Source organism: Streptomyces asiaticus (assembly GCF_018138715.1).
GTDB lineage: Bacteria > Actinomycetota > Actinomycetes > Streptomycetales > Streptomycetaceae > Streptomyces > Streptomyces asiaticus.
On record NZ_JAGSHX010000006.1, the window covers coordinates 10,109,331 to 10,122,692 of the forward strand.

The 13,362-nt window shown below is 68.7% G+C and carries 15 protein-coding genes and 4 pseudogenes; 12 read left to right on the forward strand and 7 right to left on the reverse strand.

Going from position 1 to position 13,362, the window contains the following annotated elements:
- Window positions 1–10 precede the first annotated feature (10 nt).
- The 3 genes from KHP12_RS50225 to KHP12_RS50235 all read left to right on the forward strand — a co-directional run bounded on the left by KHP12_RS50225 (window position 11) and on the right by KHP12_RS50235 (window position 1,627).
- On the forward strand, window positions 11–355 hold the full coding sequence (locus tag KHP12_RS50225) for a DUF6247 family protein (RefSeq protein ID WP_037952010.1): 345 nt from the start codon (window positions 11–13) through the stop codon (window positions 353–355).
- A complete protein-coding gene (locus tag KHP12_RS50230) occupies window positions 352–675 on the forward strand; it encodes a hypothetical protein (protein ID WP_244203083.1) in 324 nt (107 codons plus the stop codon). The genes KHP12_RS50225 and KHP12_RS50230 overlap by 4 nt, the downstream gene beginning before the upstream one ends.
- Before the next feature lie 358 nt (window positions 676–1,033).
- Window positions 1,034–1,627 (forward strand): DUF4760 domain-containing protein, encoded by a 594-nt coding sequence (locus KHP12_RS50235; protein ID WP_143678211.1) that lies wholly within the window; start codon window positions 1,034–1,036, stop codon window positions 1,625–1,627.
- An 82-nt stretch (window positions 1,628–1,709) separates the two neighbouring features.
- Here KHP12_RS50235 and KHP12_RS50240 read toward each other — a convergent pair.
- A pseudogene (locus KHP12_RS50240) lies at window positions 1,710–2,015 on the reverse strand (transposase family protein); the annotation flags it as partial.
- A 185-nt stretch (window positions 2,016–2,200) separates the two neighbouring features.
- Here KHP12_RS50240 and KHP12_RS50245 point away from each other — a divergent pair.
- From KHP12_RS50245 to KHP12_RS50260, 4 genes are all read left to right on the forward strand, one after another.
- A complete protein-coding gene (locus tag KHP12_RS50245; RefSeq protein ID WP_211834817.1) occupies window positions 2,201–2,611 on the forward strand; it encodes an Lrp/AsnC family transcriptional regulator in 411 nt (136 codons plus the stop codon).
- 145 nt (window positions 2,612–2,756) lie between these two features.
- A complete protein-coding gene (locus KHP12_RS50250; RefSeq protein WP_211834818.1) occupies window positions 2,757–3,422 on the forward strand; it encodes an SMI1/KNR4 family protein in 666 nt (221 codons plus the stop codon).
- Window positions 3,423–3,472: 50 nt separating this feature from the next.
- On the forward strand, window positions 3,473–3,964 hold the full coding sequence (locus tag KHP12_RS50255; RefSeq protein WP_086881644.1) for a DUF2975 domain-containing protein: 492 nt from the start codon (window positions 3,473–3,475) through the stop codon (window positions 3,962–3,964).
- Window positions 3,964–4,185 (forward strand): helix-turn-helix domain-containing protein, encoded by a 222-nt coding sequence (locus KHP12_RS50260; protein WP_037952025.1) that lies wholly within the window; start codon window positions 3,964–3,966, stop codon window positions 4,183–4,185. Before KHP12_RS50255 ends, KHP12_RS50260 begins: the two co-directional genes overlap by 1 nt.
- A gap of 261 nt (window positions 4,186–4,446) precedes the next feature.
- Here KHP12_RS50260 and KHP12_RS50265 read toward each other — a convergent pair whose 3' ends face one another.
- Window positions 4,447–5,352, reverse strand: coding sequence for an NADP-dependent oxidoreductase (locus KHP12_RS50265; RefSeq protein ID WP_086881643.1), 906 nt, complete (start codon window positions 5,350–5,352; stop codon window positions 4,447–4,449).
- Window positions 5,353–5,499: 147 nt separating this feature from the next.
- Between KHP12_RS50265 and KHP12_RS52685 the strand changes: the two genes are divergently transcribed.
- Window positions 5,500–5,622, forward strand: a complete 123-nt coding sequence (locus KHP12_RS52685; RefSeq protein ID WP_276328635.1) for a hypothetical protein — start codon at window positions 5,500–5,502, stop codon at window positions 5,620–5,622.
- A gap of 507 nt (window positions 5,623–6,129) precedes the next feature.
- On the opposite strand, the pseudogene KHP12_RS50270 reads toward KHP12_RS52685, so the two are convergent.
- Window positions 6,130–6,510: pseudogene (locus tag KHP12_RS50270) on the reverse strand (IS1380 family transposase); the annotation flags it as partial.
- A gap of 122 nt (window positions 6,511–6,632) precedes the next feature.
- Window positions 6,633–7,535, reverse strand: a pseudogene (locus KHP12_RS50275) (non-reducing end alpha-L-arabinofuranosidase family hydrolase); the annotation flags it as partial.
- Window positions 7,536–8,697: 1,162 nt separating this feature from the next.
- On the opposite strand from KHP12_RS50275, the gene KHP12_RS50280 reads away from it, so the two are divergent.
- From KHP12_RS50280 to KHP12_RS50295, 4 genes are all read left to right on the forward strand, one after another.
- Entirely contained in the window at window positions 8,698–8,979 is a 282-nt protein-coding gene (locus KHP12_RS50280) for a rhodanese-like domain-containing protein (RefSeq protein ID WP_086881641.1), read from the forward strand.
- Window positions 8,980–9,012: 33 nt separating this feature from the next.
- On the forward strand, window positions 9,013–9,729 hold the full coding sequence (locus KHP12_RS52200; protein WP_244202764.1) for a site-specific integrase: 717 nt from the start codon (window positions 9,013–9,015) through the stop codon (window positions 9,727–9,729).
- A complete protein-coding gene (locus KHP12_RS50290; RefSeq protein WP_167442479.1) occupies window positions 9,693–9,845 on the forward strand; it encodes a hypothetical protein in 153 nt (50 codons plus the stop codon). The genes KHP12_RS52200 and KHP12_RS50290 overlap by 37 nt, the downstream gene beginning before the upstream one ends.
- Before the next feature lie 129 nt (window positions 9,846–9,974).
- Complete coding sequence (locus tag KHP12_RS50295) at window positions 9,975–10,619, forward strand: dihydrofolate reductase family protein (RefSeq protein WP_086881640.1); 645 nt, start codon at window positions 9,975–9,977, stop codon at window positions 10,617–10,619.
- 385 nt (window positions 10,620–11,004) lie between these two features.
- Here the strand turns inward: KHP12_RS50295 and KHP12_RS50300 are convergent.
- The 3 genes and pseudogenes from KHP12_RS50300 to KHP12_RS50310 all read right to left on the reverse strand — a co-directional run.
- Window positions 11,005–11,244 (reverse strand): annotated as a pseudogene (locus KHP12_RS50300) (transposase); the annotation flags it as partial.
- A gap of 51 nt (window positions 11,245–11,295) precedes the next feature.
- Window positions 11,296–11,724, reverse strand: coding sequence for a transposase family protein (locus tag KHP12_RS53760; RefSeq protein WP_372455339.1), 429 nt, complete (start codon window positions 11,722–11,724; stop codon window positions 11,296–11,298).
- A gap of 134 nt (window positions 11,725–11,858) precedes the next feature.
- Window positions 11,859–13,187, reverse strand: coding sequence for an MFS transporter (locus tag KHP12_RS50310; protein WP_086881637.1), 1,329 nt, complete (start codon window positions 13,185–13,187; stop codon window positions 11,859–11,861).
- Window positions 13,188–13,362: the final 175 nt, after the last annotated feature.

The window sequence follows — 13,362 nt, forward strand, 5'->3', positions numbered from 1 at the left end:
AATGCCGCTCATGACCGCCGCGCCGCTCGGGTCCGGGGCCGTGCCCCCCATGCCGGACAGGACGCCAAAAGCGCTCCGCGCCGCCATCGCCCAGCACGCTCCGCAACTCCTTGTCGACTTCGACCGGCATTGGCGTCGCGATATCGCCGATGCCTACGACCTCGCGCCGGTCCCTGCCTTCATGGCCCGTTGGTGGGGCGAATACGCCGTCTCCCGCGACCCGCGCCTGGAGGCGAAAGTGCACGCCCTGGAGGACGAGGCCGACCGGGAGCCCGACTACAGCCGCGCCAAAGCCCTCATCGAGGAAGCCGGGAACCTTCGCCGTCAGGCAGCGCAGGCGGAACCCGGCCAGTGACCGACAGTTTCATGGGGCCGCCCTGGCAAGCGGACTGGACCAAGAAGGCCGAGGAAGACCGCGACGCCCTCCCAGAAGCGGCCCGCACCCTGGTACACGCTGCCCGCGCCGAGCTCGTCACGGCCGCCGACCCCTACTTTCGGGGCATCGACACCGACCGGGACCTTCCAGCCGGGATGAGCGTGGAACCGGCCCAGTCCACCCGCCCCGGCGGTCAGCACGTCCTCTATTTCGACCACGGACGTGGCTGGCTGCGGTACCAATTCACCAGGAGAACCACCGACCCTCAGCTCGTGATCGAAGAGTGCTTCTGGCAGTGAGCCGATCACACCGCTCGCTCTGGACCCGCCTGACCGTCCGCACCAAGCGGGCTGCAAACATCAGCATCCCGGTATCCGGTCCCTGCCCAGCTGCGACACGCGCCGCGGTGTGGGCGGCGACGCAGTCGCTGGGTACGACGTCCCAGCCGACCCCGGACATGATCAACACGCCCGCTGCTGCGGCCTTGGTGTGCGGCGGTTTGGTGCCTCGCCTTCAGGTAGGAGCAGTTCCGGACAGCTCCGGTCCTGGTGGTGCTTCGTCAGGTCTGCGGGACCTGCCCGCGCCGCCGCCGTTACGGGACACAATGAGAGGAAGCGGGCTGCTCGGGGCAGGCGGGCCAGCAAGGGGGGCGGAATCGTGGTGTTCAATCTCGTGGCCACCGGACTGTCGGTGGTGGCGCTGCTCGTCACGTTGTATTCGGCCGTCTCGCAAGCCGGTTTGCAGCGCCGGAGCAACCAGTTACCGGCGTACGTCGACTTGCTCGCGGACTTCCGCTCGGTGGAGTTCCACGACCGCTACTGGTTCGTGACGCAGCGGCTGCTCGCTGAGCACGACCCGGCACTGGGCCTTTCCGGGCTGCCGGACGACGCGCGTCGGCAGGTGTACGACATCGTGTACTACTACCAGAACATCGCGGTGCTGCGGCTGGCCGACATCGTGGACGACGAGATGGTGGCGCTGCTGCGGATTCGGGTGATCAAGGTGTGGGATGCGGTCGCGCCCTTCGTGTTCCGCGAGCGCGAGATCATGGGTACCGGCGGGCGGTATCTGCTGCGCGGTCTGGAGGACTTCGCGCACGACGCGCGGCGCATGCCGCATGACATCATCGACCGACTGATGCACGTCAGTCGGACCCAGCGCACCTGGCAGCGCCGAAGGGCCGTGCTGCGCCGCCGGGCCGCGCTGCGGCAGCTGACCGCGGCCCGCGTCCCACCCTCGGCGGCGGAGTAGGGCCAGCGGCCCCGAGAACCCATTCCCGAGTCGCGCCCATTGCGACCGGTTGGGCCCGCCACGTGCTGTCCAAGACATCGTTTCAGCTTGTGAGTCGGCGGTGGCAGATGAGGTCTGCGGCGATGCCGACGAAGGCGAGGACGTTGCCGACCTTGCGCTCGTAGCGGCGGTGCAGGCGCCGGCATCCGGCTAGCCAGGACACCGTCCTCTCGACAACCCGGCGGTGGCGGCCCAGTTGCTGCGAGGACTCGATGCCTTTGCGGGCGATGCGGTGGCGGATGCCCCGCTTGCCCAGCCATCGGCGCAGGTGGTCGTCGTCGTATCCCTTGCGGGCGTGGAACCTGCCCGGTCGCCGGTGACGCGGGCCGCGCAGGGAGCGGATCGCTGAGGTCCCGATGCCGTTGGGCGGGCCGAGTACGTAGGCGAGGAACCGCGGATGGGCCACTGTGGTCGAGTTCGGAAGGATCTTCTGGCTGATCTCGCGGAAGAGTCCCTCCACTCCGATTCCCTTGTCGGGGAACGGTGTGGCCAGCAGGCCGGCGAGGATCTCGCGGTCCACCTCGGGCACGAGGGGTGCTGGGCAATGGACTGCTCGTAGTCGTCGAGGAATGCGGCCAGGAGTCGGCCTGCCGTCTGTCTGTCTTCCTTGGCCTGTCGCCTTCCCCGTGTCTGCGCCGGGTGCGGCAACTCGAGAGCGGCGGTGTGAACGCCGGCTGCCACGCGGCGGCCGACCGGTCCGCCGTAGGCTGCGGGTTCCATGTGCTGCTGCACGTCGAGGTGGCGGCGCAGGACACAGCCACGATCGGGACGTTCGAAAGCGCGGTCACCGAGCTCGATGAGGTGGTGCACTGCTTGCGGCTGTTCGGCCGGCCCGACTACCTGTTCTGGGTCGCCGTGCCCGACCTCCAGACCTACGAGCGCTTCTGCATGGCTGAGCTCACCGGTCTGCCGGGGCGGCACGAACCAACTCGCAGTTCACTATGAAGACGGTCAAGAGCATCCCGGGGCTGCCCATACCCTCATCGTGAACCTTCGCCGACCGCGTCACCGTCCTCGACGGAGGCCGCAGACCTAGTGGCCGTCGGCGATGGTCATGGTCGTGCCGAGTGCGGCCGATGGCGTGTTCGGCATGAGCGACGATGCGCAGCGGGTGGCCGCGGCCTGGGGGCGGATCGAGACGTGGCTGCGTGAGCACGCTGCTGCTTCGGCCGATGTGCTGCGCCCTCCGGCTGGTGAAGCTGACATCGCGGCGGCGGAGGTGGCCATGGGAGTGGAGCTCCCGGCTGCGCTCGCGGCCTGGTATCGGGTCCACGACGGCTTCGACGAGGGCCATGGTGCTGGGATTTTGCCGTCCGGCATGGCGATGTTGCCGCTCGCTGACCTGGTGGATGAGTACCGGATACGTACGCGGGACTGGGAGCGGGAGGCCGGCGTTCTGCCGTTCGCGCGGACGGCCGGGGATATCTGGTCGGGCTGGTATGTGGACGCGCGGAGGGGCGAGCCCTCCTACGGCGATCTGGGGCACTGGTCGGTCGACGGTGGAGACGATCTGTACCCGTGGGGGCGTGGGGGTTGGCCGCTGGTGGACTGGCTGGAGGAGATGGCTGCGGCGCTGGAGGAGGGCCGGTGTCTGCACCGGCCGGATGGAATGGACGACAGGCACGACTGGCCGGTACTGACCGGCCGCCAGGGACTGACCTGGATTGATCCCAGGGATCCGCGGCTGTTCCCCGACGGGAGCGGACCAGGGCTTCGGTGTAGCCCACCGCCCACCCTCCGCCTCCCCCTTGATTGACCTATCGAGATTCGATAGATTTCCATCGCAAGTCGATGGAAGGACGGGGTATGGGACAGCTGGCAGTGCGTGCGCTTCGCGCCGTGCTCGTGGTGGTGCTCGCCGGCACCGTGTTCGTGCAGGCATTGATGGTGTGGGTGTTGGTCAGCGGGAGCGATCCGGAGGACGGGTCGCTCCCGCTGACCCCGCTGCGCGTGATCACGATCCTGGGCATGGGCTCGGCCCAGGTCGCCCTGGTCAGCGTATGGCGACTGGTGACGATGGTGCGACGCGGAACCGTGTTCTCCCATGCCGCCTTCCGGTACGTGGACGCCGTGATCGGCGCGATCGTGGCGGCTGCCCTCCTGTGGTTCGCGGTCACGGCCCTCAATGCGCCGGGCCAGCGGGACGACCCGGGCGTCACCGTCATCATGTGCGGGGTTGGCGTGGCCATCCTGGGGGTCGCACTCATCGTTCTCGTGCTGCGGATGCTGCTCGCTCAGGCCGTCGCGCGCGACGTCGAAGCGGCAGAGATGCGGGCCGAGTTGGACGAGGTGATCTGATGCCGATCGTCGTCGACATCGACGTGATGCTGGCCAGGCGGAAGATGTCCGTGGGCGACCTCGCGGACCGCGTGGGGATCACGCCCGCCAACCTGGCGGTGCTCAAGAACGGCCGTGCCAAGGCGGTGCGTTTCGCGACGCTCGCCGCGCTCTGCGAGGTGCTCAAGTGCCAGCCGGGAGACCTGCTGCGCTGGGAGGCCGAGGACGCCGCGGGCGAATGACGTCCCCCGGGCGGGCGTGAAAACGCCTGACACCACCGGCCCGCGACATGACACGGGGACCGCATGGACGTGGACCGCCGATCACCCGCAGTACCATCCCGACAAGCTCCGCCTGGTCGATGAGATCTGTGGAGGCCGGGGCGGGCTTGGAACTCCTGACGAAATGATTTCCGAGGTGGTTGGATCACTTGAAGACCGGTGATCCGGAGGTGCGGGCTTCCCGCGGCCGAAGCCGCAGGAGCCCCGAACGGTGGGACGCGCTCAGATGCAGACCACGATCTTTCCCCGCGTGTGTCCGCGCTCGGCGTATGCGTGCGCTTCCGCGATCCGTTCGATGGGGTAGGTCCGCTCGATGCGCGGTGTGTAGCGGCCTCGCCGACCGAGTTCGCCCGCTTCGGCGAGGAGCGTGGAGTCGTTCTCCGCGCTGGCCAGACGCACGCCCAGGCGCTGCGCGTTGGTGTAGTCGGCGATCGTCGACACGCGAGCAGGGTCGCCCACGATCGCGATGAGATCGGCCAGGGACCCGGAGGCCGCGGTGTCGAGCACGATGTCGACACCGTCCGGAGCCAGGGTGGCGAGGCGCTCCGCGAGGCCGGTGCCGTAGGTGGTGGGAACGGCTCCGAGAGAGGTGAGGAACTCGTGGTTGCGCTCGCTGGCTGTCCCGATCACGGTGGCGCCCTGAGCCAACGCGATCTCGACCGCGGCACTGCCCACGCCTCCGGCGGCGCCCTCGACGAGCAGGGTGCGCCCCCGCAGGGGACCGAGCGCCTTCAGCCCGCTCATCGCGGTCACCGATGCCAGACCGGCACCGGCGGCCTCCTCGTCGGTCCACCTGGTGGGTGCGTGAGCCCAGGCCGAGAGCACGGCCAGCTCCGCTGTCGCGCCGGTGACGCCGCCCAGCCCGAAGACACGGTCGCCGATGCTCACCCCCTGCACACCCTCACCGGTCTCGTCGACCACGCCGACGGCATCACGCCCAGGAATCGCGGGCAGGTCCACGGGGAGCACCTCGTGCACCGCACCGGAACGCACCTTCCAGTCGACGGGATTGACGCCGGCCGCCGCGACGCGGATGCGGATCTCGCCGGGCCCGGGATGTGGGTCCGGCACCTGCTCGACCACGAGGGTCTCCACACCGCCGTACTCGTGAAATCGGACTGCGCGCATGACGTTTTGCCTTTCCACGCGGCCTGAACCGGCCGTTCGTGAGATCAGTGGGGTGAATCTTTCGGCGAGCGCCGACACCCACCACGCTAAAAGCTGACGTCAGCGTCAGGTGCAAGTCGGGCGGGCCGCCCGAATAGAGGAGGACCGGTGGGCATCGGTGCGGTCGCCGACAAGGCGGGAGTGAGCGTCCGGTTCACCCGCCCACACAAGATCGCCAAATGGCGATGGGTCATGCGGCTCACCGTCCGCAATGGTCACCCCAACGGGTAACAGGGCGCTTCGCACGCAAGTCCTCGGTCTTCGCCAGCTCCTGGTCGCCCTCGCGCACCGCCGTTCCATCCGCCACGCACCCCGACACTCCGGGGCATCACCAGCCTGGGCCGCGGCTCGGAGCGATCACGACGGTGGCGGCCAGGTGGAGGATGCCGCCGTCGAGCCGTTCTCCTGACTCACCCCCGCGCGACGGCAGCCGGGCCGGGGTTCAGCTGCTCCTGGTCGCAGTCGCAGGCGAACGGCCCGCACCCCCCCCCGTCGACGCTCATCGGCTGCGGGGTTGCGGACCTACTACCGGGCCTGAAAGTGCCTTCTGCGAAACCGCGAACGCTTCCGGGAGGACCAATTGGCGGCCACCGGGCACCTGCCGCCGACGGGGCCGGGAGACCGGATGGCCGACGCTATCCAGTACCGCGCCGAGGAGGCGCGAAGGGTGGCCAAGCGGTGATGACGAAGACAACCGTCCTCGCCGCGCTCTGGGACTTCGCTATCCACGACGGAGATCCGGTGGCTCTTGGGCAGCTGGGCCAAAGTCAGCCGCGCGGCTTCGATGTGGTCGGCGGCGGTGTTGCTGCCCGCGTTGCCCGGCCGTAGCAGGCCCGCCACCGGCTCCCGACACCCGTCCCGGCCGTGGTCGACCAGGCCCATCAGCGGGGTGAGCCAGCCCCCGCCCAGTGCGACTGCGAGCGCCGCATCCAGCAGGACCTTCTCCGGATCGCGCACCGCACGTCGCCTTCGCCATGGTGCCAACGGCGCCGATATCGCCTGATCCAGATGGGCCTTGCGGGCCGTCTGGATCAGCAGTACACCGCCGGCCTGGGACACCACCCCACGGCCGTCGCCCTCAACACGGACACGCGGGTATGACCCGACATGCTCGGTCACCTGAGAAGTGCTTCTTTCCTCGCAACCAACAGGACTCTCGACAAGCCTTATCGTTGCAGGTCAGAAGCACTTCTCGTGTTTGTGATCAGGCCTTGGACAGCCCATCCGATGAGAGCGCGAGGTTAACGCTGCAGGGTAAGGACACCCGGCCGCCAGGGCAGTTGGTCATAGGGGCCGCCCGCGGAGGGGGACTTGCCCTGGTAGAGGAACTGCAGGTTGCAGGGGTCGATGGTCATGGTCTGGTCGGGGTTGTTGCGGACCAGGTCACCGTGGCTGATGTCCTTGGTCCAGGTGGCACCGCTGTTGGCCTTGCCCGCGAAGGGGTTGCTTTCGCTGCTGGCCTGCGGGGTCCACGAACCGCTCAGGCTGGAGGCTGTGAACGAGCGGAAGTAGCGCCCATTCGCACCGATCGCCTCAACGATCATGAGGTACTGGTTCTGGTCCTGAAGTTTGTAGACCTGCACCCCCTCGAACAGGTTGTTCGTCGAGTCGCTCATGACCGTCGTGTACGACGAGCCGAAGCTGCTCGGGAAGTTCCCGATCGGCATGCTCGCTCGGTAGATCTTGCCGTTGTCACCGGCGAAGAACAGGTACATGTTCTGGCCGTCACCGATCAGGGTCTGGTCGATCGGGCCGGTGCCGGAGCCGGAGATGCTACCGGTGAACAGCGGCTGCGGCGAGGACCAGCCGTTGGGGTTGGTGGGGTCGCTCGACGTGCGGTAGATGAAGGGCCACGCACCCCACTGGTACGCCAGCACCCAGATGTTCTTGGGCGCGAAGTAGAACAGCGTGGGCGCCACCGCGGCCTGGCTCATCCCGGTCTGGCCGGCCGATGTCATGTCCGACCAGTTCGTGAAGGGACTGAACCTCATCGAGCCGTAAGACGATCCCGACACGTTCGACGCGTAGACTAGGTGCTTGCCGTTGTACACCACATTGGTGAAGTCCTTCAGCGAGACCCACCCGTTCGCCGGCTGCGCCAACACACCCGTCGACGTCCACCGGTACGTCGACGGAAGAGAACACGCGCTGGTGGCCGCCTGAGCCGGGGCGGCGACGAGCGTCGCCGCCAACGAGACCAGGGCCGCGACCGAGGCGCTGAGCATCACAGACAGACGTTTGCGGTTGAAGCTTCCTCTGCGCATGGGGACCTCTTGATTCTTGAGTAAGCGGTTCCGGTTGGCCCCGTCAGAGGCTTTCCGGACTGTCGATGTGGCGCGTGCGGTTCGTGGCGGTCCGTGGGCACCGGGCCGACCCCTTGCGGCTTCCCGCCGGTCCTGCAAGGCCCTCGGCTGCGGATTGCGTTGGTCATGACATTCCTTGAGCGAGACGGAGCTGAGGAGTCGAACGGCTCAACGGCGTGCCGCGCCCCACCTGGAGAGGGCATCGAGCGTCACCGAACCGGGTGGACGGATGGAGCTGTCACACGGCTTTGTCATAGAGGCCCTGACCGTGTTCGCCGTCCTGTCCGGGCCGCTTGGGCGCACAGAGTGGAGGTTTCCCTCGTACGGTCGGTTGCGGGCGGGGGGCGGGGTTGACTCGGTTCGGGGTATGGACAGCTCGAACGGCGTGAGGCGGACCGAGTCGCCGTGCGCCCGGGTGGCGTGGGATACATCAGCGGCGTGCTCCTTGCGGCTCGGCCGTATCGGTGGGCGTGACGGTGGTGCCCTGCTGTGCGCGTGGAGCGGACTTCGTATGTTCGAAATATCGAACAAGGGTCGAAGTGTCGAGCAACCTGGATGGTAGGGGACCGGTGGACGGCGTCAATACCTCTCGCAAGATTCGCGAGCAACGCCGAAATATCTCGCAGGCCCGGCCCCGGCCCGTGGCCTGTCCGCGACACGCGATCCGCGGAGTGATGCGCCGTTACTGATGCCCGATTACGGCCGACATCCGGCCATCCTTGTTGCTCTCTGACGATCGCTCGGCCACGGCCTGGGTCGAACTTACGCCGCCCGTCCAGTGGCGAACACACTCAACTTGATCACCCGGCACACCCATGACATCGGTTTCGACCTTGGGCGTCACCGGCAGATCGCCAGGTTCGTCACCACCAAGGGGCCCACCTGATTCGCTGGATTGGCACAAGAACTCGCGATCTGGTGCCGACTGCAGTGCACCCTGGTCAACGCGGTTCCGGAGCTCCCGGCTGACACCTCGAAGTTTCCTGAGGAGGCCGTCCGGGGCATGTCCGCCACCATCCCGGGCAGCGTCGACGTGCCCTACCCGTCCATGGCGCATCCGGGCACGTCAATGCTGCGGACTGACCAGGAGCGCAAGGAGTGCCTCAAACCGGTGCCCAGGGAGCAGCCCGTGATCGTGTACTGCAACTCCGGTCTGTACGCGCCCCTGGTCGGGCTCAGTCTGCTAGCCGCGGGGTATGGCGAGGTGAAGGTCTACGACGGTGGCCTGGAGGAATGGCTGTCAGATCCCCATGCTCCAGTCGAGCACCGCACCACCCCTGTCTGAAGACCCGGCCCGGCCGCTCTGCGCCGCGAGGAATTGTGCCCACTGCGGACCGACGACGTCGATCCGGCCCACCGCACGCTGCGGATACGGGCGGAAACGACGAAGAACCGGGTGGAGCGGGCGGTGCCCTATTCGGCGTCGACCGGGGTGTTGCTGTCGGACTGCCTCGCCCACCGGGCCACGATCAGTCGGGCCCCGGGGCCACTGTTCCTGTCGGAGTCGTGGCGCAATCACGCCCAGCCGCTGAGTCTGTGGACCTGGTCGAACGTGGTCCCCGGGTTCGCGCTGTTCTCCGGTGCCGAGCGGTTCTCCACGCATTCCCCGGCACCTATGTCTGACCGAACTGGCCGGTATGGGACGGGAGTTGCACGCGATCGCGTCCTTTGCCTGACACCGTCCCGGCCGATCCTCCCGGACCGCTACGACACGACCGTCGCGATCCGCCCCGCTGCGGCACGTGCCATCATCGAGCTCGGCGTGCGCAATCTGCGCCGACCGCAGTCCCACGACCCGGCCGCACTCAGGCCGAGTTCCGGCAGCACGCACCCGCCTGGGCCGGCGGCCGTCTGGCGTTCAGCACGCTGGCGCACTACATCACCGGTAAATCCCCGAGTGCGACGTACGCCCCGCTCAGACACGCGCCCCCTGGGAGGCACGGACACCACACTGAGTTCGGGCGGCTGGTGCGAGCCGGCCCCGGGGACGCCGGGCGGATGTGCCGACGTAGCGCGGCGAAGGCCCCGGACGTGATCGGCCGCGGCGTCACTGCCACCGAGCCGAACACCAAGTACGTCGGTGACATCACCTGTCTCCGGCTGGACGGCGCGCCACCGGGCACCCGGGATGGCGCCGAACGCCGCAGGTGACCTGTCGCGCCGGGCACACCGCGGGGGAATGGCTACGGGTGGTCTGTCGATCCGGCCGCGTCCCGTTCGACGTCCTGATGTGGGGCACTTTCCCGCGCGAGGATGCGACAGGACCTGTGGAGGGATCACGTGGATCAGCTGCTGAGAGTCATGAACTTCAACGTCTCGAGTGATGGGATCGGTGCCGGTGAGCACCAGAGCCTTGAGAGCCCGTTCGGTTTGGCCGGTCCCGAAAGGCTGTTCGCCTGGGCCGGTGCCACGGCGAGCTGGCCGATGCGCACCGATCCCGGAGGGAGCCGCGGCCTGGATGACTACTTCACGCGGGACTTCGCACGCAACGTCGGCGCCGAGATCATGGGCCGCAACAAGTTCGGGCCCCAGCGCGGCCCCTGGCACGACCATGACTGGCGTGGCTGGTGGGGCGAGGAGCCCCCGTTCCACACCCCGGTGTTCGTCATGACCCACCACGAGCGTCCATCGATCACGCTCTCCGACACCACATTCCACTTCGTCGGCGGCGACCCGAGCACGGTCCTGGAGCGGGCACGGGCGGCAGCGCAGGGCAGGGATGTCCGGCTCGGCGGCGGGGTCACCACCATCCGGCAGTTCCTCGATGCCGGCCTCGTCGACACCCTGCACGTGGCGGTCTCGCCGGTGCAGCTCGGGTCCGGCCTGCGCCTGTGGGAGTCGCCCGATGAACTGCTCGACCGGTTCCATCTCGAGGTCGTGCCCAGCCCAAGCGGCGTGAGCCATCACCTGTTCTGGCGCAAATGACGCCGGGGCCCGCTCCGGGACCTCAGCACGGTCGACGCGAGCGTTCCGGCACATGAACGCGTGAGGCGTGGGCGAGTTACCAAGACAGGCCGCGGTATGGCTGTGTCATTCTTCGGGGGCTCTGGCTCAGGTTGGGCTCTGTCGCTGATCGGTCACGCAGCAGCGCGGCCAGGCGGCGGCCGTACTCGGTGATCGAGGCCAGGGCGGACATCGCTCGCCCACTTCGGTAAGGAGCTTGCGTTCGGTGTCCGTGAGGTGCTCGGGGCGACGCATGATCCAGTCGGTGACGCGGCGGACGGTGTATCCAATAAAACCGCGAGAGGCTCGCGCAGTTCCGCACGGTGCCGGTTGATGATGTGCTCGACTGCCTCGGCGAGGTTGTGCATCAGATGCCAGATGCCAGATGCCAGATGTCGGCCACCTGCCTGGCCTGAGGGGCGCCTGAACTGGCCCCGTCGCGAAAGGACCCGGCCCGGTCGCGGCAGATGACCCGCACCTCGGGATGACCGCGCAGCCAGGTCGCGAAGGTTTCGGCGGTCCGGTCGGCCAGAACGTCGACTGGGCGATGGGTGGTCATGTTGATCAGGCTCGACGCGTAGGTCCTGCGGCGGCGCAGGGCGGACTCGTCGACGCCGAGGCGGGACGGGGCCCGGCTCCGGGTCGGGTAGTGCGCGGATCAGCCGGAGCAGAGTGTCCTTGCAGGTCGAGATGGACATGCGCTTGGACAGCCGGGTTCCGGACGGCCGCCCGGGAACAGTGCCACGTCGGTGAGCAGGGCGGTGAGGGACTGCGCCCGGCGGGCGTGGCGGCGCGTCAGGCCGGGTATCTGCTCGGCGAACATCCGATGGGTGCAGGAAGCGTTCTCGCAGACGAGGCGCCGTGCCCGCAGCTCGATCCGCACGCGTCGGCCGGCGACGGGACGGTCGGCCAGGCACCGCTCGTAGTAACAGTGCACCCGTGGCGATCTCTGCCCGCACTCGGGACAGGCCGCCGATGCGGCCCGTGACCGTAAGGCGATACAGACCTCGATATCCGTGAGTACCAGCCGCTCGACCTCCACATCCACACCCGGGGAAGAGGAGGTCAGCCACGCGCACCGCTTCATCCACACCCAGGTGATTCCCACCCGCCGAACGACGACAGCCACCCCCAAATCAGCGACAGAGCCCAAAACCTGAGCCAGAGTCGGCTCCCACCTGCAAAGCCACCGACGGAGTGGCCGGGGGCGGGCGCGACGGATCAGGGCGTTCCTGCGGGCCGCCCTTCTTCATTGTGGGGCGGGTAAGTTGGTGGTACGCCGGATACGGCCGGGGAGCGGCCGCCCCCGATCCCGTCGCGACTCCTGTCTCCGTCCCCCTCCGTGGCCCTACCAGCGAGATGGACTACGGGCACCGCGCCCAGCGCACCCACCGTGGCGAGCGACGCGAACCAGGCCACGGCGGACAGAAGCCCCACTTGCTCTGCCAGCGCCCCGACCCCGAGTACTGGTACGGACAGCGAGAAATACCCGACCACGTACGCGGCGGAGAAGACCTCGCCGCGGATCGGCGCGGGGGTGACCGCCGTGAGCCCGGCGAGCGCGCCCGTGAAGCCGGTCCCCTGTCCCGCCCCTGCCGCCACCGCTGCGACGACCAGCAGTGGCAGGCTTCGCGCGCCGACGGCCCCGGCCAGCAGCGCCAGCCCCGCGGCCATGGTGCACAGCCCCAACACCTTCGCCCGTACGGGCGCGAGCCGTCCCGCGTGCATCTGGGCCAGCGCCGAGGTCACCAGCATGAGCGCCACGACCCCGCCGCCCATCGCGGTGCTCGTGGTCCGGCCCAGCCGCTCGGCCAGCGAAGGAGCCAGGGAGAGAAAGAGGCCGAGCAGGCTCCAGGAGAAGACGATCGTCAGGCTCGCCAGGGCGAACGCCCGCCGGACGACGTGTGGGATCGCCGGGCGACGCGGGCGCCATCGGGCCCCGCATGCCTGGGCGGGTGCGGGCCAGCGCAACAGTACGGCAGGCAGCAGCAGGCCCAGATGCGTGAGGTAGGGCACTATCAAGGGCGCGGGTAGCACCGCGGCGATCAGGCCCGAGAGCATGGGGCCACCCGCGCTGCCGATGGAAATGCCCAGGGACGCCAGCGCGGCGGCGCTGCCGACGGCGCGCCCGCGAGGAGAAGGCTGTGGCCCGGGCCCGCCCGAAGGCAGCGGTCCCCGTTCGGCGCCGTGCGCCGCGTCCGCCAGCGCGGCCGTCGCCGCGCCCGTGATGAGCCCGGCCGCCGTGCCCTGCAGCAGCCGCGCACCATACAGCGCTTCCCCTCCCGGCGCGCACGCGAAGAGTATCGAGCCCAACGCCGAGAGCCCCAGGCCGCAGACGGCTACGCGGCGCCGGCCCCAAGAGTCCGACAGACTCCCGCACACCAGCATCGTCGGGATGACCGCGGCGACGTACACGGCGAACAGCGCCGTGAGGGCCAATGGTGAGAGCGCGTACTCACGGGCGTACGCCCCATAGAGGGAAGTGGGGAGACTCGACCCCGCGCAGACCACGGTGATCGCGTACGTCGGTGCCAACTGGCGTGCGGCCATGCCGCGTCAGATACGGTTACAGATGTCGTCGAGCAGGCGCCGTTCCGCCGCCTCGTCCTCGTCCGCGCCGCCCAGCATGTACCCGCCGAACTTCATGTGGCCCCGCTCCTCGCCGAGCGCGATCACCCCCCGGCCGACCTCGGCGATCGCGGCCTCCACATCGGCGAGTTCGACC

What these genes read in the sequence shown, in the direction of transcription:
- KHP12_RS50225 (WP_037952010.1), top strand. Translation starts at nt 11, where the DNA reads ATGACCGCCGCGCCGCTCGGGTCCGGGGCCGTGCCCCCCATGCCGGAC.
- KHP12_RS50250 (WP_211834818.1), top strand. Translation starts at nt 2,757, where the DNA reads ATGAGCGACGATGCGCAGCGGGTGGCCGCGGCCTGGGGGCGGATCGAG.
- KHP12_RS50255 (WP_086881644.1), top strand. Translation starts at nt 3,473, where the DNA reads ATGGGACAGCTGGCAGTGCGTGCGCTTCGCGCCGTGCTCGTGGTGGTG.
- KHP12_RS50260 (WP_037952025.1), top strand. Translation starts at nt 3,964, where the DNA reads ATGCCGATCGTCGTCGACATCGACGTGATGCTGGCCAGGCGGAAGATG.
- KHP12_RS50265 (WP_086881643.1), bottom strand. Translation starts at nt 5,352, where the DNA reads ATGCGCGCAGTCCGATTTCACGAGTACGGCGGTGTGGAGACCCTCGTG.
- KHP12_RS50280 (WP_086881641.1), top strand. Translation starts at nt 8,698, where the DNA reads ATGTCCGCCACCATCCCGGGCAGCGTCGACGTGCCCTACCCGTCCATG.
- KHP12_RS50290 (WP_167442479.1), top strand. Translation starts at nt 9,693, where the DNA reads ATGTGCCGACGTAGCGCGGCGAAGGCCCCGGACGTGATCGGCCGCGGC.
- KHP12_RS53760 (WP_372455339.1), bottom strand. Translation starts at nt 11,724, where the DNA reads ATGAAGCGGTGCGCGTGGCTGACCTCCTCTTCCCCGGGTGTGGATGTG.
- KHP12_RS50310 (WP_086881637.1), bottom strand. Translation starts at nt 13,187, where the DNA reads ATGGCCGCACGCCAGTTGGCACCGACGTACGCGATCACCGTGGTCTGC.